Source organism: Rheinheimera sp. UJ51, from assembly GCF_020819615.1.
GTDB lineage: Bacteria > Pseudomonadota > Gammaproteobacteria > Enterobacterales > Alteromonadaceae > Alishewanella > Alishewanella maricola.
On the sequence record NZ_JAJHOG010000002.1, the window covers coordinates 308842 to 330739 of the forward strand.

General features: G+C 46.4%; 21 protein-coding genes. 11 read left to right on the top strand and 10 right to left on the bottom strand.

Annotation, left to right across the window (positions count from 1 at the left end; all coding sequences use genetic code 11):
- Positions 1–2: 2 nt before the first annotated feature.
- The 5 genes from spoT to LMJ53_RS03455 all read right to left on the bottom strand — a co-directional run bounded on the left by spoT (position 3) and on the right by LMJ53_RS03455 (position 6285).
- The gene (gene spoT, locus LMJ53_RS03435) at positions 3–2123 is read right to left on the bottom strand and encodes a bifunctional GTP diphosphokinase/guanosine-3',5'-bis pyrophosphate 3'-pyrophosphohydrolase (protein ID WP_229584817.1); all 2121 of its coding nucleotides are present in this window, start codon (positions 2121–2123) and stop codon (positions 3–5) included.
- A gap of 123 nt (positions 2124–2246) precedes the next feature.
- The gene (gene rpoZ, locus LMJ53_RS03440) at positions 2247–2522 is read right to left on the bottom strand and encodes a DNA-directed RNA polymerase subunit omega (protein ID WP_226749314.1); all 276 of its coding nucleotides are present in this window, start codon (positions 2520–2522) and stop codon (positions 2247–2249) included.
- A gap of 59 nt (positions 2523–2581) precedes the next feature.
- Entirely contained in the window at positions 2582–3214 is a 633-nt protein-coding gene (gmk, locus tag LMJ53_RS03445) for a guanylate kinase (RefSeq protein ID WP_420778841.1), read from the bottom strand.
- 91 nt (positions 3215–3305) lie between these two features.
- Positions 3306–3800 (bottom strand): DUF4442 domain-containing protein, encoded by a 495-nt coding sequence (locus tag LMJ53_RS03450; RefSeq protein WP_226749315.1) that lies wholly within the window; start codon positions 3798–3800, stop codon positions 3306–3308.
- Positions 3801–3879: 79 nt separating this feature from the next.
- The gene (locus LMJ53_RS03455) at positions 3880–6285 is read right to left on the bottom strand and encodes a fatty acid cis/trans isomerase (protein ID WP_229584819.1); all 2406 of its coding nucleotides are present in this window, start codon (positions 6283–6285) and stop codon (positions 3880–3882) included.
- A 196-nt stretch (positions 6286–6481) separates the two neighbouring features.
- Between LMJ53_RS03455 and LMJ53_RS03460 the strand changes: the two genes are divergently transcribed.
- From LMJ53_RS03460 to LMJ53_RS03475, 4 genes are all read left to right on the top strand, one after another.
- Entirely contained in the window at positions 6482–6757 is a 276-nt protein-coding gene (locus LMJ53_RS03460; protein WP_229584820.1) for a hypothetical protein, read from the top strand.
- Between the two features lie 567 nt (positions 6758–7324).
- Positions 7325–7741, top strand: coding sequence for an S-adenosylhomocysteine hydrolase (locus LMJ53_RS03465; RefSeq protein WP_229584821.1), 417 nt, complete (start codon positions 7325–7327; stop codon positions 7739–7741).
- Positions 7738–8673, top strand: coding sequence for a nucleotidyl transferase AbiEii/AbiGii toxin family protein (locus LMJ53_RS03470; RefSeq protein WP_229584822.1), 936 nt, complete (start codon positions 7738–7740; stop codon positions 8671–8673). Before LMJ53_RS03465 ends, LMJ53_RS03470 begins: the two co-directional genes overlap by 4 nt.
- A 22-nt stretch (positions 8674–8695) precedes the next feature.
- Complete coding sequence (locus tag LMJ53_RS03475; RefSeq protein ID WP_229584823.1) at positions 8696–11101, top strand: TOTE conflict system archaeo-eukaryotic primase domain-containing protein; 2406 nt, start codon at positions 8696–8698, stop codon at positions 11099–11101.
- 28 nt (positions 11102–11129) lie between these two features.
- Here LMJ53_RS03475 and LMJ53_RS03480 read toward each other — a convergent pair whose 3' ends face one another.
- Positions 11130–11288, bottom strand: coding sequence for a hypothetical protein (locus LMJ53_RS03480; protein WP_226749319.1), 159 nt, complete (start codon positions 11286–11288; stop codon positions 11130–11132).
- Between the two features lie 522 nt (positions 11289–11810).
- On the opposite strand from LMJ53_RS03480, the gene LMJ53_RS03485 reads away from it, so the two are divergent.
- Positions 11811–14966, top strand: coding sequence for a DUF3427 domain-containing protein (locus tag LMJ53_RS03485; RefSeq protein WP_229584824.1), 3156 nt, complete (start codon positions 11811–11813; stop codon positions 14964–14966).
- Between the two features lie 158 nt (positions 14967–15124).
- Here the strand turns inward: LMJ53_RS03485 and LMJ53_RS03490 are convergent, their stop codons facing one another.
- Positions 15125–15985, bottom strand: a complete 861-nt coding sequence (locus LMJ53_RS03490) for a YicC/YloC family endoribonuclease (RefSeq protein WP_324295581.1) — start codon at positions 15983–15985, stop codon at positions 15125–15127.
- A 238-nt stretch (positions 15986–16223) separates the two neighbouring features.
- Between LMJ53_RS03490 and rph the strand changes: the two genes are divergently transcribed.
- The 3 genes from rph to LMJ53_RS03505 all read left to right on the top strand — a co-directional run bounded on the left by rph (position 16224) and on the right by LMJ53_RS03505 (position 18046).
- On the top strand, positions 16224–16937 hold the full coding sequence (rph, locus tag LMJ53_RS03495) for a ribonuclease PH (protein WP_229584826.1): 714 nt from the start codon (positions 16224–16226) through the stop codon (positions 16935–16937).
- A gap of 9 nt (positions 16938–16946) precedes the next feature.
- Positions 16947–17591, top strand: coding sequence for an orotate phosphoribosyltransferase (gene pyrE / locus LMJ53_RS03500; protein WP_226749328.1), 645 nt, complete (start codon positions 16947–16949; stop codon positions 17589–17591).
- 77 nt (positions 17592–17668) lie between these two features.
- On the top strand, positions 17669–18046 hold the full coding sequence (locus LMJ53_RS03505; protein WP_226749329.1) for a diacylglycerol kinase: 378 nt from the start codon (positions 17669–17671) through the stop codon (positions 18044–18046).
- 192 nt (positions 18047–18238) lie between these two features.
- Here LMJ53_RS03505 and slmA read toward each other — a convergent pair whose 3' ends face one another.
- The 3 genes from slmA to coaBC are packed head-to-tail and all read right to left on the bottom strand — an operon-like array spanning position 18239 to position 20530.
- Positions 18239–18832 carry a nucleoid occlusion factor SlmA gene (gene slmA, locus LMJ53_RS03510; RefSeq protein WP_229584827.1) on the bottom strand — a complete coding sequence of 198 codons (594 nt, stop codon included), beginning with the start codon at positions 18830–18832 and terminating at the stop codon, positions 18239–18241.
- Between the two features lie 16 nt (positions 18833–18848).
- Positions 18849–19307, bottom strand: a complete 459-nt coding sequence (gene dut / locus LMJ53_RS03515) for a dUTP diphosphatase (protein ID WP_324295584.1) — start codon at positions 19305–19307, stop codon at positions 18849–18851.
- Positions 19307–20530 (bottom strand): bifunctional phosphopantothenoylcysteine decarboxylase/phosphopantothenate--cysteine ligase CoaBC, encoded by a 1224-nt coding sequence (gene coaBC, locus LMJ53_RS03520; RefSeq protein WP_229584829.1) that lies wholly within the window; start codon positions 20528–20530, stop codon positions 19307–19309. Before coaBC ends, dut begins: the two co-directional genes overlap by 1 nt.
- A gap of 92 nt (positions 20531–20622) precedes the next feature.
- Between coaBC and radC the strand changes: the two genes are divergently transcribed.
- From radC to rpmG, 3 genes are all read left to right on the top strand, one after another.
- Positions 20623–21297, top strand: coding sequence for a RadC family protein (gene radC, locus LMJ53_RS03525; RefSeq protein WP_229584830.1), 675 nt, complete (start codon positions 20623–20625; stop codon positions 21295–21297).
- A gap of 164 nt (positions 21298–21461) precedes the next feature.
- Complete coding sequence (rpmB, locus tag LMJ53_RS03530) at positions 21462–21698, top strand: 50S ribosomal protein L28 (protein WP_026349251.1); 237 nt, start codon at positions 21462–21464, stop codon at positions 21696–21698.
- A gap of 11 nt (positions 21699–21709) precedes the next feature.
- On the top strand, positions 21710–21865 hold the full coding sequence (gene rpmG / locus LMJ53_RS03535; protein ID WP_008219722.1) for a 50S ribosomal protein L33: 156 nt from the start codon (positions 21710–21712) through the stop codon (positions 21863–21865).
- Positions 21866–21898: the final 33 nt, after the last annotated feature.

Genomic DNA, 21898 nt, shown 5'->3' on the forward strand with positions numbered 1-21898 from the left:
AACTATTTCCTTTTATATACTTTTTGTACGTCAGGCAGCACACGAATTTTGCGCATAACGTTAGCAAGATGGACCCTATCGCGCACCGACAGGGTTATTTTAATGACGTATTCGCCGGTATCCCGATCGTCGGTTGACAGATCTTGAATATTGGAGTCTTGCGCAGCAATGAGTGAAGTCAGCTTTGCTAGCACCCCTTGGCGATTAATAATAAAGACGCGGATATCACATAAGAATTGCTTCTCTGAGGTGTTATCCCAACGTACCGGGAAGAACTTCGCCGGTTCACGCTCCCAGCCTTTGATATTTCGACAATCCGCACGATGCACGTTTAAACCTTTACCCGGTGTGGCGTTCGCCACAATAGGATCACCCGGTATCGGTCGACAACACTTGGCAAAGGTAATCAGCATGCCTTCAGAGCCAACAATAAAGGCATTGCCCTTCGGTAGCTGTGGGGTTTTGCTTTGCGGCTCTTGGCTTTCAAATTCACCCAGTAAGCGCCTTGCAATAGCGATAGGTAATTGGTTGCCCAGACCGATTTCAGTATAGAGCGCATCTAAGGATTGTTGATTGACATTGGCTAAGACTTGCTCGATACGATCTGCGGCAATGTCATCTAATTTAACACTACCCAAGGCTGAGGTTAGCAAGCGTTTACCCAGCGTAATAGCTTCATTTTGTTGCTGTTTTTTCAGGTAGTTACGAATGCCCAAGATGGCGCGGCTAGTCACCACGTAATTCAACCAATTGGCGTTAGGTTTACCGCCTGAGCTGGTCATAATTTCGACGGTTTGGCCGGTTTCAAGCGGTTTACTGAGGGAGTAAGGCCGCCGATCAACTTTAGCCCCTACGCAGCGATTACCGATATCCGTATGCACAGCATAAGCAAAATCAACTGCAGTGGCGCCAATGGGCAATTCCACAATACGACCTTTAGGGGTAAACACGTAAAGTTCGTCAGGATAGAGCTCAGATTTAACGTTTTCGACAAATTCGTAGCTGTTACCAGCAGATTGTTGCAGTTCAAGTAAGCTTTGCATCCAACGTTGCGCTCGGATCTGCGCTGTCGATTCGCGCGGTAATTCGCCATTAGATTTATACATCCAATGTGCGGCGATACCTTTGTCGGCCATTTCGTCCATTTCGCGAGTACGCATTTGAATTTCAACAGGAATACCATGCGGGCCAATTAACGAAGTATGCAACGATTGATAACCGTTTTGTTTTGGAATGGCGATATAGTCTTTAAAGCGGCTTTCAATGGGTTTAAACAAGTTATGCATAATGCCCAGCGTGCGATAGCAACTATCGATGTTATCTACTACCACGCGAAAGGCGTAAATATCCATCACATCGTTGAACATCAGCTCTTTGTTTTTCATCTTGCGATAGATGCTATACAAATGCTTTTCGCGGCCGCTGACATCGGCGCTGATGCCGGCTTGCTCGATACGGTGCCGGATATCGTGCTGCACTTTTTCTAGCAGTTCACGCCGATTGCCACGGGCCTGTTTTACCGCTGTACTGAGCGCCCGATATCGCATGGGATAAAGCGCTTGGAAGCCCCAATCTTCTAATTCATTTTTGATATTGTGAATACCCAAGCGGTTGGCGATAGGCGCATACAACTCAAGGGTTTCTTTGGCGATCCGGCGGCGCTTTTCGGGCCGCAGTGCCCCGAGCGTTCGCATATTATGGGTACGGTCGGCCAGTTTAATCAAAATAACCCGAATGTCTTGGGTCATTGCCATAAACATTTTTTGCAGGTTCGTGGTTTCGAACTCTTTAAAGTCTTTAAATTTAACTTTGTCGAGCTTACTGACACCTTGCACCAGTTCGGCAACGGTAGCACCAAACAAGCGGCTTAAATCTTCTTTGCTAACTGGGGTGTCTTCGATCACGTCGTGCAACAAGGCGGCCATCAGTGTTTCATGGTCGAGTCTCATGTCCGCTAAGATGCTAGTTACGGCAACAGGGTGGGTAATGTAAGGCTCACCGCTTGAACGAAATTGCGGTGCGTGCGCGTCTCTGGCAACCACATAGGCCTGTTGTACCAGATTTACCTGCTCTTGTGGCAGATAGGCACTTATCTGATTTTTCAGACCTTCAAATAGATACACAAGCGCTCCAAACTAATACAGCATAACGACAGCGTTAAAAGCTGATGAAAGTTTAGAATATACGATTAAATTTAACGAATGCCAACGGCTAAAGTGCCGCTGGCATCGATTAGACAGGAATTTTTACTGATCTGAACCAATAATGGCTGCGACAGCTGCCATTTCAGAGGCTTCTTGTTGTAATTGATCACGACGCTCTTGCGCATCCAAGATGCTGCTCGTGATGAAACCTTGTTCGATTTCACGCAACGCCACTACCGTGGGTTTGTCGTTTTCAAGTTCAACGAATGGCTCTTTGCCTTCAACGGCCAGCTGACGAGCACGGCGTGCTGCAACCAGAATTAAATCAAAACGGTTACCAATTTTATCTACAGCATCTTCAACGGTTACGCGAGCCATTCAGCACTCCGGAAATATTCAGGGTTAATCAGGTATGTTACAAGACCGCATAATATACGCTATTTTATCGGTTTCGCCAACAATTGATCGAGTAATGGCTGTTGCCGTTGTTGTGCAGAGGCGAAGCGGTGACGCTGGCAAAGCACAATTTGTTCAAGTTGATGCAACGCAGCAGCAAAGTCATCGTTGATAATTAAATAGTCATATTCGTCGGCATGCGACATTTCGTTTTGGGCTTTTGCCATACGCCCGGCAATCACTTCGGCACTGTCAGTTGCGCGATTTGTTAGGCGTTGCTGCAGTTCAGTTAAGCTTGGCGGTAAGATAAAAATACCAATAGTGCCCGCTGCTTGTTCGCGAATTTGCCTTGCGCCCTGCCAGTCGATGTCTAAAAACACATCAATGCCTTGCGCTAATTGCCGCTCGATTGCTGCGCGAGACGTACCGTAATAATTACCAAAGACTTCGGCCCATTCTAAAAACTCATTATTTTCAATGCGTGCTTTAAAATCGTCGACCGTCGTAAAATGATAATGCACGCCATTTTGCTCACCGGCACGTGGGGCACGGGTGGTATGCGAGACACTTAATTGCATATCAGCATGGCGCTGCAATAAGGCTTGGATCAAACTGGATTTACCGGTGCCACTGGGGGCAGAAATGATAAACAGATTGCCGCTAAGTTGCTGCATGTTGTGTTCAGTCAAAGTGGTTACCTTTAGGCGCAACGAGAATAGGCAAGCAAGTTTACTGCCTGTCGTCGCTGCGTGCAATTGTCGCGGCTTAGGCTTTTGCGCTTCTTTTAGCTTTGGCCTTGATCGACAAGGTTAACGTGAAGGTGGCCATTGGCTCAGTGCCATGTAAGCTGGGGCAGGTCACCACCACTGAAACGGGCTTATTGATACGCTCGCCGCTGGCTAATGACTCATCAATCATCTGATCAATCACATCGCCATCATGGCTGGTAAAATGCACCTGCGCTTCGGGGCGTTTTAAAAATTGGCCTTGTACATCTTTAAAGGCAAAGTTGGCATTAACGCCGCGATCTTTGGCTTTACTAAACACAGAAAAAGCCCCGGCTAAATCGGCGCCGATGGCCAAAGCACCAAAATAAACACTGCCTAAATGATTTTTAGTGCGCCAAGCATGCGGCATGGTGATTTCTACCGTTTTTTCATCCATGCGGACAATTTTTGGCGAACAAAAACCAATTAGCGGAATATAGCGCCAAGCGAATAACTTTAAAAACCAATTGGCTTTACGTAGTGATGTTGCCATATCTAAAACTAAAAATTGTTTGCTTTAGTCTAGCTTACCACTGGTCTGACCAAAAACAAATTGGCAATTTCGCTTAGCGTTAGTCGGCCTTGGCTTGTTGCAATGGCCGATGTTCTAACCGATTGTAATCTAGCCAGCTGCCGTCAATGGGATAGCGCTGCTGAAACAGCTGGTTAAGTTTGTCACTAAACTGCCAAAAGTGTGGATGGTGCCGACCAATGCCAATGTCGTTCAGTAATTGCCGATACTGTTGCTCAGTTTGCATTTGCTGCACTTGTGCTACAACTTTAGGCAACTGTGCTTCGGATATTTTCCAAAATGCATCGGGGTAACTGCCTAAAATACCGCTGACTAAGGTGGTGGTATCTGCAGCCGGATGACGGTTTTCTTCTTCTTTTAATAGGCTGCTGACATTAAAGTGGGCGCTATTACGGATCAACGTAAATAATTCTGCGGCACGGCCATCGGCAGGTTCCAGCATAATGATGGTAAGCTCAGGCAATAGTGTCGCACTGGTGCCTTGTAGCTGCCCTAATTGAGAGAGCAGGTTTAAGCTGTTGTTGTTTAATGGGCTATCGCTTAATTGATAACGCTGCGGTTGCACAGCGTGTAATTGCTCTGCAAATAATTGATATAGTTCGGCTTTATGATCTGGCGTTTGAAACGTGATGCCGCTGGGTTGTGAAAACGGGTTAATGTCACCTTTAATAAACTCGGTCAGTTCCGGACCTGCTTGCTGATACCAATCTGCAAATTCTTGGCGGCGGCTGGCCTCGGGTAAAAAGGCTAAGAAATTCGATTCACCCTCCATTCGCAGAAAATCCATATACAGCCGTGTCATCAATTGATGACCGTAATTACCATAAACGTCGAACCCGGCAACGAGCAAATAGTGGATGCGTTCAAGCAGCGCATAATCAATAACCCAAGCGGTTTTAGGGGGTTCGCCCAGTAACCCTTTTACCACAGTCGCATTGTCAAAATGCCGAAAAACGGTGAGGCTAGCATTTTGATTTTGGCCATCGCCATCCCACAACACGTCAGGGGTTAGGTAGGCACTTTGCTGTAAATGCTCATTTAAAAAAGCGCTACGCGCTTGCAAATAATCGCCTTGTCGGGCAGCAAAGCCGACCCAGCTCACCGCAAAGGTGGTACTTTCTTCTTCGGCCGGTAAGCGCAAATTATCTTGTTGCGAGAGGTAAAAAGCATTTACGGCGGCACTTTCAGCGAGTTCGGGTTTAATAAAATATACCCAAAACCGATCGTTAATGACATTAAGCGCCACCTGGCCTCGGCAAACAGGGCCTTTGATGTAGCCCATAATGGTATTTTCAGCACGCTCTAACATAAAGCGATAGCGCGCGTTCACTGGCAGTTCTTTAAAAGCGGTTAGTGGGTTGGCGGCGATTTCTGGGGCATAGCCGGGTAACGCACTCACGTGATAGTCGGCATCTTTAAACCAGCGTTGCCATTTTTGTAGCAAGCTGTCATTGATGTCATAAGGTTGATGTGTTTTATTGACAATAGTGTCGCGCACGGCTTGTAGCCGATAATAAACGCGCTCAACTGCCGGATCATCATAAGGTCGGCGTCCGGCAATCACCTCAATAGCTTGGCCTGGCGGTGTTTTTGAGCGCAAAAGCCGAAAGAATTGCGGCCGTTCGTTGTCATCGTGCAGTGCGCTGAAATACAAATGAGACGTAAATAAATGCTCGTAAATATAGCGAGCACTTAACCGAGTTTTTAAATCATCAGTATTGAGCCATTGCTCAAGTTGCTGCACAGCGGCTTGGTGTGCGGCAGGTAATGGCGCATCCGCTGGAAAATAAGCGCCGGCGCTAAGCCAGTTGGTTAAAAGGCTATGTTCTTGTGCATTTAAACCCGGTAATGCATAAGGCATTCCGGCATAAGGCTGCGCCTTGGCATAACTAGCAAATTCGCTATCTGTTGGGCATTGCTGTTGACGATTCAGGCTTAAATCAAATTGTTCTGTCATCGCATTTGCGTCTGGTAGCGGATGTGCTTGTTTTAATTGCAGCATTTTCGCGATTAAACCGGTGGTGATCGGCGCATCCGCTTGTTGGTTTTCCAGTACTGAAAAAAAGCCGCGCTCACGCCATTCTTGCGTGGTGGCGGCATCAAGATGCAGCCGGTTCGGTGTTGCGGCTAATAAACGTGTGCCATCGTACACTTTTTCTTTGTGCGCGCCGCGCGCAAAACCTTGCGGTGCGCTCATGTTCAGTTGGCAAGGGGAGTCGTAACAGGCATGACAAACCACGCAGCGAGATTCCAGCAGCGGTTTTATCTGTTGTTGGTAATGCGCAGCAAGCTCAGGATCTTGGCTGATTAACGGCTGCGTCAGGCTGTCGGCAGCTTTGCCGCGTGCTAAAGGTGATGCCCGATCAGCGAAGTACAGCGCCGCAACAATTGCACATAAGACAAGTAAGACTCGCCATTTGTTTGATAAAAATACTGTCCGTTTCAAAATAACTCCCTACTTTTCTAGGCAAATATACTAGCCTTTCTTTGTTAAAATTACTAACTGTGACCAAAAAAACGGCCTACTTTAAAGTCACTGTGGTGTCGAGAATGAGATTTTTTAGTATTGATTAAATGTTGTTGATGTTAAGGCGCTTGTCGTGTTGTTATGAGTGGTTTAACAATAAAATTAAGGAATGAGCATGAGCGAGCAAGAGGGTGCTGCGGTGGTTTTCACGGAAGATGACTTTGCCAAAATGACGGTATTTAAGCGCTTTGAAGGCGGCACGGTTTACACCTTTGACACCGATACGCAATTCTTAGTGGTAGTTGACGAAAGCACGATGGCTTTTTTACTGGAAGAAGAAAGCGATGACATGGAATTTATCAAATGCACCGCATTTGCTACTGCAGAAGCCCGCTTAGCGTATTTACAAGCTAAATACCCAAGCGGTGAAAACGATGACCCTGATTTTTGAGCTTGCTTATCGCTACAAGCGGGCTTTACATTATTTGATGTTCTGGATCTACTTGTAGATTGTAAATTTATTTTTTTAAATCAGTGTTTTGTGTTTTGTGTTTTGTGTTTTGTGTTTTAAGTCGTTGGTGTTTTTGTTGCTTTACCCGCCACTTTACCCACCATTTTGCTCATGCTTGAGTTGTCGCTCAAATAACAGGAAACATCTATTGCTACTACAGGCATGCCAAACGTCGAAAGGTGCTTTTATGTATCTGCATCATTCGTTTTGCTTCGCTCAGAACGATTTGCTTCCCCTCAGGTGTATCCAAATCGAGCTGCTTAACGGGCTTGATCTTTGGCCGTTGAACAGGTTCGGTAACACCCTATTTTGCAAGTGGTTTTCTTTCATCTTAAGGCTCTAGCTGATTCTTTGGCTGCTTAGCGACTTGATCTTATCCTATAAATTGCAGTGTTTACTATCTGCGAAGGGCGTAATTTACGAAGTGCTGAGCAAAGTGTCGTATTTTTGCTTGGGAGTTTGTCGTATTTTTGCTAAGCTTAAGCAATGTTATACCGGAGGTGCCTTGTGCCAAAGATAAGTTTAAAGCAACAAGTTGAGCAGCAAATTAGCCGTACTAAGCAGGATGTTTTTCTGCGAGCTGATTTTGAGCAATTGGGTGGCTATGATCAGATAGGGCGGGCACTGCGAGAGTTAGTGGCTGAGGGTAAGCTACTGAAAATTGGTTATGGTTTATATGCTAAAGCCCGGATCAGCAGCATCACAGGTAAACCTATGCTGGCATCTAATGGTGGCTTTAAGGCGGTATCTGAACAAGCACTGGAGCGGTTAGGGGTTGCCTGGCAGCCATCAGATGAACTGGTTCGTTATAACAAAGGTGAAACCACTCAGGTTCCTGTAAATGCCACAGTTATAGTAAAAAGACGTTTTAACCGCAAAATTTCGTTGCGTAATATGCAGCTTCAGGTCGAGCAGCGTTCATGATGCTGCCCGCCCCTGAACTTTTTGCTGAAGTCGCAGATTTTCTCAACATCACAACCCCTGCTATTGTCGAAAAAGATTACTTCCTGATACAACTGCTCCGTTTGCTTAGTACCACCGACACCCAGGGATATCAGCTGGTATTCGCTGGTGGTACCTGTTTGGCTAAGGTATATAAACATACACACCGGATGTCTGAGGACATAGACTTAAAGTTAGTGCCTGACGCTGCGACAAAGCTGTTAAGTAATTCTGCGCAGCGTACACAGAGAAAACGCATCCACCTCAATATCGCGGATAAAATACTTAATAGTGGGCTTTTTACTCAGAGTCAGGATCCGGTAGTCCGAAATGAACGTCGTTTTTTGCAATTGCAGCTCAATTATCCTAATGCATTCCCTTCCAATGACGCACTCCGGACGCATATACAATTAGAACTGACCGAGTCTGAGCTATTGCAGCCTGCCACTTATCATCCGGTCAGTTCGTTTTATGCTGATGTAATAAAGAAGGTACCAGAGATTGAGCGGTTTGCTTGCGTTTCTCTTGTCTCCACCGCCGCAGAGAAACTTGTTTCGCTGCTACGCCGAACGGCAGTTGCAACCCGTTATATGGAGCGGAAGGATGACGATCAGTTAATTCGTCATGCTTACGATCTTTACCAAATTAAAACTGAGTTAGCGAATAAAGCGGAATTTAAGCAATTAATCGATGCAGTGATCGAGACAGACGTAACTCAATTTGGTGAACAACACCCGGAGTTCAAAGCCGATCCCCGCAAAGAGCTACTATTTGGCCTGGCCCAGTTAGAGGAACGCAAATATGCTGAACGTTATAAACGATTTATCGGGCCTTTGGTTTATCACCCTCAACCAGTTGATTGGCCTGATGCGCTCAAAACTGTTCAATTGCTAGTAAAGCAGCATATCGGCTGATATTGCATGCTTGTGCTTGTGCTTGAGTATTGAGGGGGCTGTCATGTATACCAATCATGTTGATCCTAAACACTTCGAAAGTGTTGCGTCTATCGATGCCAGATTGGCAGCAATTGAGCATGAAAAACGTACTTTATTGGCTCATAAGGAATCTTTACTCAGGGTAACGCCAGTCGATGATAATGGCTCAAATTTAACCCCAACGCAGAAGGTTGCTATTTTTCGTAATCTATTTCGTGGGCGTCAGGATATTTTTGCCAATCGTTGGCAAAGCCAACAGGGGCGGGCAGGGTATTCGGTTGCTTGTAACAACGAGTGGGTGCAGGGGATTTGTAACAAACCCCGCATTAAGTGTATGGACTGCCAGCATCGGCGATTTAGTGAGTTAAACGATCAGGTTATTTACCGCCATCTGGCAGGTCAACAAGTGGTTGGTTTATATCCGTTACTCCAAGACAACACCTGCTATTTATTGGCCGTCGATTTCGACAAAGGCCATTGGCGAGACGAAGTTAAGGCGATCGCAAAAGTCTGCCTGGAATTAGCTATCCCCCATGTAATTGAAATATCCCGCTCCGGACAAGGTGCACACCTTTGGATCTTTTTTGATGATAGCGTACCAGCAAGTGAGGCTCGATTACTTGGGTTTGCACTGCTCGATAAAGCTATGGAAAGCTATCCTAACCTGTCGTTTGACTCCTACGACAGATTATTCCCGAATCAAGATGTATTACCAGAGGGTGGTTTTGGTAATTTAATTGCGCTACCACTGCAGCGTGAAGCCAGGCAAGCAGGTAACAGCTCATTTGTTGATCTGGAACTGAAATTGATAGCCGATCAGTGGCTGCACCTGGCACAAATAAGACGGCTGAAACAACAAGAACTAACCCAGCTACTCAGCCAGCTATCCTCAAATACTTTGCTGCAAAAAGAGCAACAAGTACCTGATAGTCGCCCGCCTTGGGAAACCAGCGCAAAACCAGATCCATTACTGTTGGCTAATCCGCCAACGCAATTGACGGTGACGCTCGCTGACAGAGTGTATTTTGAGCTGAGTACGCTACCCAATTTACTGGCTGCACGACTCAAACGCTTTGCCAGCTTTTCTAACCCGGTGTTTTTTAAAACTCAGGCCCTACGTTTTTCAACAAATGGTATCCCAAGATTTATTTCGTGTGCACGCATGGAGCAGGGCTATCTATCGCTGCCAAGAGGTTGCCTGGATGAGGCGATTGCTTTGCTTACTGAGAGCAAAATAGCCGTGCTTATTGATGACAAGCGTACGACAGGTAAAAAGCTGGTTGGTCTAAAACCCTTGATGACACTCAGGCCAAATCAGAAAGTTGCAGTGAAGGAGATGACTAAGCACGATACGGGTACTTTGCATGCTCCTACAGCATTTGGGAAAACGGTGACGGCGATCGGCATTATCGCGAAGCGTAAGGTCAATACGTTAATTCTGGTGCATAGCCGACAGTTGCTGGAGCAATGGCGGGAGCGTCTAAGCTCATTTCTACCTGAAATTGAAATAGGCGTTATCGCTGGTGGTAAAAGAAAGCCGACAGGTGTTATTGATATCGCGACATATCAAAGCTTAATCAACCTTAAAGACAACACCGTTCTGCCGCTGGTACAAGATTATGGCCACGTTATCGTAGACGAATGCCATCATGTCTCAGCCCCGCGTTTTGAAATGGTGTTAAACGAGGTTCGAGCAAAATATGTGCTGGGGCTGACAGCAACGCCAGACCGACAAGATGGCCATCAGAAAATCATTTTTATGGCGGCAGGGCCTATCAGGCACAAAGTGAAATCACAAACGGATGAGCAATTTGAGCAGCAGGTGCAGGTGCATCAACTGCAAGCTACTGAAAAGCAGCATACGTTACTGACCGAAGAGCGACCGAAAGTAGCCGACGTGTATCGGTTGATTATGGAGAGCGAAAGGCGCACCAATCGAATTGTGGCAGATGTGGTGCAAAGCGTTAACGAAAGCAGGCATCCACTGGTGTTAACTGAGCGACGCGAACATGCGCAACAGATTAACAGGCTTCTGCAAGAGCAAGGGATTGATTCAGTGATCCTTACAGGCGCGATGAAAGCCGCTGAGCGCAAAGGCGCAAACGAGCGTTTGGTTACAGCGAAGGTTGTGGTGGCAACCGGCAAGTATATTGGTGAGGGCTTTGACTTACCAAGGCTTGATACCTTGTTTCTTGCCATGCCAATCGCCTGGAGGGGAGCGCTTGCGCAGTACGCCGGCAGGATCCACCGTGAGGTAGATGGTAAAACTCTGGTTACAATCCATGATTACGTTGATAGCGATATTCCAATGCTGCAGCGTATGTTTGCTAAGCGGGAGAAAAGTTACAAAGCAATGGGATACAAAATGAAGATTGTAGTTGATTGTGGTACTTCTGCTTTGGTTTAACGTCTAGCTATCGTGCGCTACGCCATACTTATCGCGCATATTGGCGTTTTAGGTCGGCAATAGATTTACGTTCATTACCTTTTTTCAACGATAGGCCTTCATAACTTAAACTCACCTTGTAATTTTCCATATTAGGGGTAAATTTAGGCTTGCGCTCATCGGTGGTTTTCGTCGCTGTATTTGGCATAGTTACACTCCTAACATTGCTAAGATTCTAACGTATTAACGGCGATATTTTCATCTGAAAGGCCCCACTTGTAGATATCCAGTATGACACAGGGCGGAAACCTATTAGATTATCGTGTTAAAAAATGGAAACTGTTATTTATGGTTTACCTGGTCTTTTACTCGTTCGAGCATTAACTGCAAAGCACTTTCAATTATTTTTCCGGGTTTTTCTCATGAATTTTAGATAGCATAGTTAAATTTAGTTGTGCCGCTTTGCTGAGCTTTACAGTCGAGAGGTCTTTGCTCTCATTTTTTTAGCTTTCCGGCTTAGCATCTCATAAAAAGCTTTATGCATATTTTTGGCGATATAGCTTGGCCTGGCAAGGGGGCTCAGGTTCGTTACAAGATCTGTTTTTGAGACATCGCCCTGGGTATCAGCTTTAATATTCTGTGTTTGATTACTGCTTTTTCTACAATTATGGTGCAGCTATGTACGAGCATAACCAAGTTGAGGGATTCCACTGCTAACACAAGGACGGGTATGCAACAGATAGGTATTTACGAGCAACTTATTACTCAATTAGTCGCTAACCGTCTTGATCGTGACAAGTTTTATGTCGGGGAGCGTGAGCTAACGAGCGCTGAGGCATCCATTTGGTTGACGCGTTTTTTATCCCATATTTTGGAATACGCCATTGAGGCGGTGCCTGACAGTGATGATCGTTTGCAGCAGCAAATTGACTTATCCAATCAATTATTACTGTGGTTAAAGTCGCAAATTCAAGATAAAGAATTTATCGATGAGAATTTGCTCTGTAGCCAAGGGAAAATTTTAACTGCGCTCTATGAACTGGAAAATCCGGTTGCCGCCGACTTAAAAAGCTATATCGATGATATTTTCCCATTAACTGGGCTTAGTCAAAGCGAGCTGTTCTGTGGTAGCAATGCCGGCTTATCACTGGAATCTGAACTTAAACGCGAAATTTTATCGGCGGATAAAATCTATTGGTTAGTCTCTTTTATCAAGTGGGCAGGGATTAGGATCTTTCGAAAGGAGCTTGAAGCCTTTACCGCCAGTGGCCGCGAGTTAAAAATCATCACCACTTCCTATATGGGCGCGACCGATGCCAAAGCCGTTGAGTACTTAGCTAGCTTGCCCAATACCGAAGTAAAGCTCAGTTATAATACTGAGCGCGAGCGCTTACACGCTAAGAGTTATTTATTCTTGCGTAATACCGGTTATCACACGGGCTATATTGGCTCTTCTAATCTATCGCATTCAGCCTTAACCAGTGGCTTAGAATGGAATTTGAAAATCACGTCGCAAGAAATTTCGCATATTATCAATAAATCGTTGAGTACCTTTGAAACCTACTGGGCTTCTAACGATTTTGAACCTTTTAGTGGTGACGCTGTTTGTAAGGAAAAACTAAAAACAGCATTACAACAACAGCGAAGCAGCGGTGAACATGCGCAAAGCCACTTTTTTGATCTCACGCCCTTTGCCCATCAGCGCGAGATTTTAGAACAGTTGGCGGTAGAGCGCAGTGTCCATCAGCGTTATAAAAACTTAGTAGTAGCTGCAACAGGAACAGGTAAAACGCTGATCTCTGCCTTTGATTTTGCCCGTTTTGTTAAAACTAAACCCCAAGCGCATTTTTTGTTTGTGGCGCATCGGGAAGAGATCTTGCTGCAAGCCCGAGCGGCGTATCGTGGTGTGTTACGCAACAGTGGTTTTGGTGAGCTTTGGGTAGGTGGGCATTCGCCAGCCCATTACCGACAATTGTTTGTGTCTATTCAAACCTTAAATAATCAGCTAAGCCAACTGAGCCTGACGGCCGATTATTACGATTATATTGTGATCGATGAAGTGCACCATATCAACGCGCAAAGTTACCGTGCGGTTTTAGATTATTTTAACCCCACCATTTTGTTGGGTTTAACGGCCACGCCGGAGCGGCATGATGGTGGCGATATTTTAGCGGACTTTGGTGGTGTGATTGCGGCAGAAATTCGTTTACCTGAAGCGATTAATCGGCGCCATCTCTGTCCGTTTCAGTATTTTGGTATTGATGATGATACCGATTTACGCAGCATCCCTTGGGCGCGCGGACGCTATGATGTGGCTCAGTTAACTAATCTGTATACCCATAATCAGGTTCGGGTGAACAAGATTTTGCTAAGTATGCAGGAGATTATTACTGACCTAAGCCAGATGAAAGCGCTGGCATTTTGTGTCAGTAAAGATCATGCCGCCTATATGGCACAGCAATTCTTACTAAAAGGCATTAAGGCCGATGTGCTGACCAGTGATAACAGTCAGGATCGACAGCAAAAGCAGCAGGCCATTCGCTCAGGTCAAATCAATGTGCTTTGTGTTGTAGATATTTTTAATGAGGGTGTCGATATCCCTGAAGTGGATACCTTGTTGTTTTTGCGGCCAACAGAGAGCTTAACGATTTTCTTGCAACAACTTGGTCGGGGCTTGCGGTTAGCCGATGGCAAACAGTGCTGTACTGTACTGGATTTTGTTGGCAACTCGCGCCCCGAATATGACTTTGCGCATAAGTTTCGCGCCTTAATTGGCCGAACAAACCGCGCCATTACTGAAGAAATAAAACAAGGTTTTCCGCACGCCCCACTGGGCTGTCGTATTGAGTTAAGTAAACGCACGCAAGAAATGGTACTGAGTAATATTCGCCAAGCTACGTTGACGTTAACTCGTTTATTGGCGCTTATCCGGCAGTATCCGCAGCACTCAACATTACCGTTAACGCTATGTAATTTCTTAAGCCAACATCCCTTTATTAATTTGCATGAATTGTATAAACGCGGTTGTTGGGCTGAGTTGGTACAAAAAACACAGTACTCTGTTCAAGAGCCAAGCTCTGTTATTGATCAAAGCCGTGACAATTGGTTTCACATGGGCAAAAGAGCCATTTTTAACCGAATTCTGACCTGTGATGACCATCATTACTTAAGTTTTCTAAAACAGCTTTGCTTGAATAATTTTGCCATTACGGCTGACGCTTCGCGTTACCCCTTAATGTGCCATTATGATTTTTGGCAAAAAACAGGCACAGAGGCTGGCTTTAACTCCTTAGCGCAGAGCTTTGCTGAGTTGAATAAACTGGGTGTTAAGGCGGAATTGCTCGATGTGCTTACCCAGCAATTAGCGCAAACCAAGCACCAGCAACTGAGTATGGAAAATCTACCTGAGGTGTCATTAAGGCTACATGCCCGTTATGCACGCGAACAAATTCTGGTGGCGTTTGGTGCAACCACTTTCGAAAGGCAAGCCCCTGCGCGCGAAGGCGTATTGGTATTGAAGGAACAAAATATCGAACTACTGTTTGTCACCTTAGATAAAAACGAAAAACACTTCTCGCCAACCACCATGTATCACGACTATGCCATCAATGAACACTTGTTTCATTGGCAGTCGCAAAATAGTGCCAGACCCGATCGTGGCCGTGGTTTAGAGTACGTTCAACAGCAAAAGCTTCGAAAGCGAGTGTTCTTATTTGTGCGCGAGCAAACCAGTGATGAGTATGGCCGCACCATGGGGTTTGTAAATTACGGTGAAGTAGAATATGTCTCGCATGCCGGCTCACAACCCATGAATATCACCTGGCGGCTAAAAGAACCTATGCCAGACTTTATGTGGCAACAAGCGGCAAAGTTAGCGGTGGGGTAGGGTTAGCTATGTGATGAGAGTAGTTACAATCTATGTTCCGTCACTGAGTTAATCTGAAAGATGAATTGGTATGAAATGACTTGGGATACCGGAAAAATAAAAAGCCCTGTTAAGTCAGGGCTTGGTGCGTATTGAACAGCTTGAGCAAGCATTAGAAACTATTCAATGTTTTGGATCTGCTCCCGCATCTGCTCTATCAACACCTTAAGCTCCACAGCCGCATTGGTAATCTCAGTGCTAATAGCTTTAGATGACAGCGTATTCGCTTCGCGGTTAAACTCTTGCATCATAAAATCTAAGCGGCGGCCGCAGGCACCGCCTTTTTTTAGGGTGTGGCGGGTTTCTTTAATATGGGCATCTAGGCGATCTAACTCTTCGGCCACGTCGGATTTTGAGGCTAAAAAGGCCATTTCCTGCTCGAGGCGGTTTTGATCTAAGTCGGCTTTAATTTCATTTAAGCGATGGGTGATGCGGTCGCGTTGCCATTGCATGGCTTGCGGTAAATGTTCCCGTACAAAGGCGACGCGCTCGCCAATGGCCGTAAGGCGCTGCTGGATCATATCTTCAATGGCAGCGCCTTCACGGCCACGGCCGGCTAAGAAATCTAGCAGCGCGGCATCAAAACCGGCGAGCAGTTCGCCTTGCAAGGCGTCTAAGTCTTCTGTTGGTGTTTCCATGACACCGGGCCAGCGCAGAATATCAGCAATATTAAGTTGAGCTTGCGGGGCTTTTTGCAGTAATTGCTGCGCTTTTTGTAACAGCTGCTCGGCAAAAACGTCGTTTAGTGTCAGTTCTCCCGCAGCTTGGTTAGCATGAAAACGTAAATTCACTTCTATTTTGCCGCGTTGCAGGCTGTTACGCAGTTTGTCACGCAATAAACTTTCGAGGCCACGGAATTGCTCGGGTAAACGAAAGTACGATTCCAAATAGCGCTGATTAACAGAGCGGATTTCCCACTGGGCAGTACCCCAACTGGCTTTGGTTTCGTGGCGGGCGAAGGCGGTCATACTATGAATCATTGATTTGTTCCAAACAGCAAGAATATGACCGAGTATACCTGAGTTTCAGGTTAAATGGCCAATATCAGCAGGAGCTTACCCTGTCGCCATCGGCGCAAGGGCATGGGTTAAAGTGGGTTGTTAATCATGCCTAATGGGTTTGTAACCTGACTAAAACGTGATTGATTTGGGCTAGAGATAGCCCTTAGCGGCCTAAGCTCTTATAATAGCCCTTACATTTTTAGTCAGGAGAAGCTTTATGCGTCCAAGTGGCAGAACCGCCAGTCAAATCCGTCCTCTTTCATTTACCCGTAATTTTACCGCTCACGCCGAAGGTTCGGTGTTGGTTGAGTTCGGCAATACCAAAGTGATTTGTACTGCCAGCGTAGTGGAAGGTGTGCCACGTTTTTTAAAAGGCCAAGGTAAAGGCTGGATCACGGCGGAGTACGGCATGTTGCCTCGCGCGACGCATACTCGTAATGATCGTGAAGCGGCACGGGGTAAGCAAGGCGGTCGCACCATGGAAATTCAGCGCTTGATTGGCCGGGCATTGCGCTCCGCTGTAGATTTAAGCTTACTGGGTGAAAACACCATTACCATCGATTGTGATGTGATTCAGGCAGATGGTGGTACGCGTACGGCATCGATCACGGGTGCTTGTGTGGCACTGGTGGATGCGTTGAGCTATTTACGCAACAAAGGCGTGTTAAAAGTGAACCCGTTAAAATTCATGGTTGCGGCGGTGTCGGTGGGTATTTACAAAGGCACGCCGGTGGCCGATTTAGATTATGCTGAAGATTCTGCGGCAGAAACCGATATGAATTTAGTGATGACCGAAACAGGCCAAATCATTGAAATTCAAGGCACCGCAGAAGAGGCGCCCTTTAGTTTTGAGGAAATGCAACAGATGTTAGGCCTTGGCCATAACGCCATTCTAGATATCGTCGCCGAACAAAAACGTGTATTGGCCTAAGAGGTTTGTATGAAAGCATTCCAGCGTGAGTTTATTGAGTTTGCCTTAGCGCGCCAAGTGTTAAAGTTTGGCAGCTTTACCTTAAAGTCTGGCCGCACCAGCCCGTATTTTTTTAATGCAGGCTTGTTTAATACCGGCTCTGATTTAGCAAAGTTAGGTCGCTTTTATGCTGCGGCTTTACAAGATAGCGGCTTAGATTTCGATGTGCTATTTGGCCCAGCGTATAAAGGCATCCCAATTGCGACCACTACCGCGGTAGCCTTAGCGGATCACTATGATCGCGATGTGCCTTATTGTTTTAATCGCAAAGAAGCGAAAACCCATGGCGAGGGCGGCAATTTAGTCGGTGCACCTCTGCAAGGTCGCATCATGTTGGTGGATGATGTGATTACCGCGGGTACGGCTATTCGTGAATCGATGCAACTGATCCAAGCACAAGGCGCCACGCTAACCGGCGTGTTAATTGCGTTGGATCGGCAAGAGCGTGGCCAAGGTGAGTTATCAGCGATTCAAGAAGTTGAGCGTGATTTTGCGACTAAGGTGGTGTCGATTATCAGCTTGCCGGATCTGATCCATTATTTAATGGATAAACCGGAATTAGCTGAGCATTTGGCCGCGGTACAAGCTTATCGTGCAGAGTATGGTGTAAATTAATCTGTTCTTAAGATTTAATACCTAAGCTCGCTATCCAAATAAAAAGACAGCCTGTTAAGCACAGTTAGGAACGCACTATGATAAAGCCAAATGGCGTTGGGTTAGCTAGGGTGTTAAAAGCCGCTAAATGCTCTATGCAGGGCTTTGCTGCTGGCTGGCGGCACGAATCCGCTTTTCGTCAAGAAACGCTGTTAACCTTGCTATCTGTGCCATTAGCCGCGATGTTAGCGCAATCGGTCAGTCAATTTGCCTTGCTGGTTGGCGTATGGTGTTTAGTGTTAGTGGTTGAATTGCTTAATTCCGCTATTGAAGCATTAACCGACCGTGTTGGCTTAGAGCGGCATGAATTGTCAGGTCGGGCAAAAGATCTCGCTTCAGCGGCGGTGTTTACCAGCTTAGTGATTGTTGGTTTAGTGTGGGGAGCGGCGCTGTGGGAGTGGTTTACGCTGCTTTAAACTGCCGACTTGCTCAGGTGATAGCTTGTCATTAACCGTTGGCCGTTGCAACGCGCTCAGGCTCACGTTAGCGCGCAAGCATAACGTTTTGCTCCAATTAAGCTTTACGAATTAATACACTGGTTGAGTGACCGGTTAACGTTACAACAAGGCACCGCGGGTTTACCACTTTGCGGTGCCTTTTTTATTCGGTTATTGAAACACACTTTGCTCAAGCAACGCCCATTGATTACTCCAGCACTGTGTTGGCAAGCGTTTAAAGCCCGAGCGGACAAACTGGTTAATTTTACCTTCGACGGTGGCTAGCAATAAATTGGCGAGTTCTGCTTCGTCAATACTGAACCCTTTGCCTTCGCGCAATTTGCGCTCACGCAAGCATTGGCGAAATTGTGCTTCTAACTTTTCAAACAAGGCAGCCACTCGTTCTAAAAGCCGCTCTTGCTCACCTTGTAAGGCATCGCCGGTTAAAATTCGGCAAAAGCCGGGGTTACGTTCGGCAAAAACTAACACTAACTGCAACATTAAACTGATGCGCGTGCGGGTATCTTTGTGCTCATCGCTAATCGCGTTTACCGTTGAAAGCAAGGTGTCTTCGATAAACTCAATTAAGCCTTCATACATGCGGGCTTTACTTGGAAAATGCCGATAAAGTGCGGCTTCCGATACGCCGACTTTTTCTGCTAGCGCCGCGGTCGTGATCCGTTGACCATTACTGTTACTCTGCAGCATGGCGGCAAGAGCTTGCAAGATATCTTCTTTACGATTAGCGCGTTTTGGTGTTGTCATGCGAGCTGGACGATCCTTAATGTTTACCCGAGTGGCCAAAGCCGCCTTCACCTCGTTCTGAGCTATCAAATAACTCAACCACGTTAAATTCTGTTTGCACTACCGGCATAAACACCAACTGCGCAATACGATCGCCGGGTTCAATGCTAAAGCTTTGTTGACCACGGTTCCACATCGAGACCATTAACGGGCCTTGGTAATCAGAATCAATCAGCCCGACTAAGTTACCAAGAACGATACCGTGTTTATGGCCTAAACCCGAGCGCGGTAAAATGGTTGCACATAATTGTGCATCGCCAATATGAATGGCAATACCCGTAGGGATCAGTGCGGTTTCACCTGGGGCCAGTGTTAACGTTTGCTCGACACAAGCCCGCAGATCTAAACCGGCAGAGCCTGGAGTAGCATAAGTGGGTAAAGGAAACTCGTTGCCAATACGCGGGTCGAGGATTTTTAAGTCAATAGCTTTTTTCATCATGGCTTCTTTTCTAATGCGAGATAATGTTGACTGATCAGGGCGATTAACTGCTCTGCTAATTGTTGTTTGGGTTGTACAGGTAAATCTAATTCGCCTAAGGGCCAAATCAGCGTAATGGCGTTTTGATTGCTGTTAAAGCCGCTATTAGGTTTAGAAACATCGTTGGCGCAGATCATATCCAGTTTTTTATTCAGTAATTTTTGCCGAGCATAATCGAGCACATTGCGTGTTTCGGCGGCAAAACCGACAGTAAAGGGTCGGTTTTTGCTCATGCTGGCAACGGTAGCAATAATATCGGGGTTTTTCACTAAAGTGAGATGCAGCTCACGCTCACTGCCTTTTTTTAGCTTATCGCTGGCGATCTCGCTCATCCTATAATCTGCCACCGCCGCACAGCCAATAAAAATGGCAGATTGCGCGGCGGCAGTGAGTGCGGCTTGATGCATTTGCTCAGCACTTTCAACCTGAATCATTTGCACGCCGGCGGGCGCAGGCAATTGCACAGGACCACTGATTAAGGTGACCTTAGCGCCTGCTTTTACCGCCGCTTCAGCAAGGGCATAGCCCATTTTGCCAGAGCTGTGATTACTGATATAACGCACCGGATCAATTGCTTCGCGCGTAGGCCCTGCGGTAATGGTGAAAGTTAAGCCGGTTAAAACCTGCTTAGGATTGAGGAGCGGCTCAACTAAACTGACAATGTCTAGCGGTTCTAACATGCGGCCCGCACCCACATCACCACAGGCCTGCACACCCGAACCCGGCCCAAAAATGTGAAATTTATGTTCTTTTAATGTTGCTATATTTTTTTGTGTAGCTATATTTTTATACATTTGCTGATTCATCGCCGGTGCCACAGCCACGATAGCGTCACTTGCTAACACGCAAGTGGTTAATAAGTCATTTGCTAAGCCATGCGCTAAGCGGGCAATCACATCGGCACTGGCTGGGGCTACGATAATTAAATCAGCCCATTTTGCCAGCTCAATATGGCCCATCGCCGCTTCCGCTGACGGGTCGAGGAGGCTATGGCTTACCGGGTTTCCGGAGAGGGCTTGTAGCGTTAAGGGCGTAATAAAATGCTGGGCAGCATCGGTTAAGATCACCCGCACATCGGCGCCGCGTTCCGTTAAACGCCGCACTAAGTCAGCACTTTTGTAAGCGGCAATACCGCCGCTGATACCAAGTAAAATACGTTTAGAAGCAAGGCTTTGCTGCATAGCAGAAGCACCCTAGCCAGAATTAGATTGGCATAAGATAGCATGGAAACCGAAATTCAGCATCCGTTCAGCAGCGAGAAAAGGAGCGAGTTATGGCGATTACTGATTGGCCGCTTTCTGAGCGGCCGCGTGAAAAAATGTTGCAACTGGGTACGCAGGCCTTATCGGATGCGGAATTACTCGCGATCTTTTTGCGTACCGGTATTGCAGGCACTGATGCCGTGGGTTTAGCTCGGCAGTTGTTGCAGCAATTTGGCAGTTTACGAGCGTTGCTCGGCGCCAGTAAAACCGAGTTCTGCCAAGCAAGAGGCCTAGGCGAAGCAAAATACGTGCAATTACAAGCGGTATTAGAGCTGAGTCGACGTTTTTTACAGCAGCAATTGCAGCGCGAAACGGTTTTTACTGAGCCGGCATTAGTACGAAAATATTTGAGTTCTTTGTTGTCACAAGAGCAACGCGAGATATTTATGGTGCTTTATCTTGATAATCAACATCGTATGATTTGTGCTGAACCCTTATTTCAAGGCACAATTGATGCCAGCCCAGTCTATCCGCGTATTGTGGTTCAACACGCTTTACGGCATAATGCCGCGGCCGTTATTCTGGCTCATAATCATCCTTCTGGGGTGGCCGAGCCAAGCCGCGCCGATAGAGCAATAACGGAGCGCCTAACACAAGCCATGGCTTTGGTTGATATCAGAGTCTTGGATCACTTTGTGGTGGGCGATGCAGAAGTCGTCTCTTTTGCTGAGCGTGGCTGGTTGTAAATGAGGACTTGGCACAACAAGGCGTTCTAGCTCATGGCTAAATTGTCTTGAGTTTGATTGCGCTTTCGTGTATAAAGTGCGCCCTCATCCATTTTCGGGGCAACCTTCAAGGCCAGAAGGGTGAAAGATAGCTCGAGCTGACGTAATTTTGGAGAAATATTGACATGTCTAGAGTATGCCAAGTAACTGGCAAAGGTCCGATGGTTGGTAACCGTCGTTCGCACGCCAACAACGCGACAAAGCGCCGTTTCCTGCCTAACCTGCAAACTCACCGTTTCTGGGTTGAAAGTGAAAACCGTTTTGTTACTTTACGTACAACCACTCGTGGTATGCGTATTATTGACAAGAAAGGTATCGATGCCGTCCTAGTTGACGTTCGTGCCAACGGTCACAAGGTATAAGGAATTAACAAATGCGCGATAAAATCCGTTTAGTTTCTTCTGCAGGTACTGGTTTCTTCTACACTACTACGAAGAACAAGCGTACCATGCCAGAAAAAATGGAAATCAAAAAATTCGATCCTAAAGTGCGCAAGCACGTGATTTTCAAAGAAGCGAAAATCAAATAATCGAATTTACAAGAACCCGGCTTTCGCCGGGTT

Excerpts from the sequence above, each read along its gene's own strand:
- rpoZ (WP_226749314.1), bottom strand. The coding sequence starts at position 2,522 with ATGGCTCGCGTAACCGTTGAAGATGCTGTAGATAAAATTGGTAACCGT.
- gmk (WP_420778841.1), bottom strand. The coding sequence starts at position 3,214 with ATGCAGCAACTTAGCGGCAATCTGTTTATCATTTCTGCCCCCAGTGGC.
- LMJ53_RS03450 (WP_226749315.1), bottom strand. The coding sequence starts at position 3,800 with ATGGCAACATCACTACGTAAAGCCAATTGGTTTTTAAAGTTATTCGCT.
- LMJ53_RS03460 (WP_229584820.1), top strand. The coding sequence starts at position 6,482 with ATGAGCGAGCAAGAGGGTGCTGCGGTGGTTTTCACGGAAGATGACTTT.
- LMJ53_RS03470 (WP_229584822.1), top strand. The coding sequence starts at position 7,738 with ATGATGCTGCCCGCCCCTGAACTTTTTGCTGAAGTCGCAGATTTTCTC.
- LMJ53_RS03480 (WP_226749319.1), bottom strand. The coding sequence starts at position 11,288 with ATGCCAAATACAGCGACGAAAACCACCGATGAGCGCAAGCCTAAATTT.
- LMJ53_RS03485 (WP_229584824.1), top strand. The coding sequence starts at position 11,811 with ATGCAACAGATAGGTATTTACGAGCAACTTATTACTCAATTAGTCGCT.
- LMJ53_RS03490 (WP_324295581.1), bottom strand. The coding sequence starts at position 15,985 with ATGATTCATAGTATGACCGCCTTCGCCCGCCACGAAACCAAAGCCAGT.
- rph (WP_229584826.1), top strand. The coding sequence starts at position 16,224 with ATGCGTCCAAGTGGCAGAACCGCCAGTCAAATCCGTCCTCTTTCATTT.
- pyrE (WP_226749328.1), top strand. The coding sequence starts at position 16,947 with ATGAAAGCATTCCAGCGTGAGTTTATTGAGTTTGCCTTAGCGCGCCAA.
- LMJ53_RS03505 (WP_226749329.1), top strand. The coding sequence starts at position 17,669 with ATGATAAAGCCAAATGGCGTTGGGTTAGCTAGGGTGTTAAAAGCCGCT.
- slmA (WP_229584827.1), bottom strand. The coding sequence starts at position 18,832 with ATGACAACACCAAAACGCGCTAATCGTAAAGAAGATATCTTGCAAGCT.
- dut (WP_324295584.1), bottom strand. The coding sequence starts at position 19,307 with ATGAAAAAAGCTATTGACTTAAAAATCCTCGACCCGCGTATTGGCAAC.
- coaBC (WP_229584829.1), bottom strand. The coding sequence starts at position 20,530 with ATGCAGCAAAGCCTTGCTTCTAAACGTATTTTACTTGGTATCAGCGGC.
- radC (WP_229584830.1), top strand. The coding sequence starts at position 20,623 with ATGGCGATTACTGATTGGCCGCTTTCTGAGCGGCCGCGTGAAAAAATG.
- rpmB (WP_026349251.1), top strand. The coding sequence starts at position 21,462 with ATGTCTAGAGTATGCCAAGTAACTGGCAAAGGTCCGATGGTTGGTAAC.
- rpmG (WP_008219722.1), top strand. The coding sequence starts at position 21,710 with ATGCGCGATAAAATCCGTTTAGTTTCTTCTGCAGGTACTGGTTTCTTC.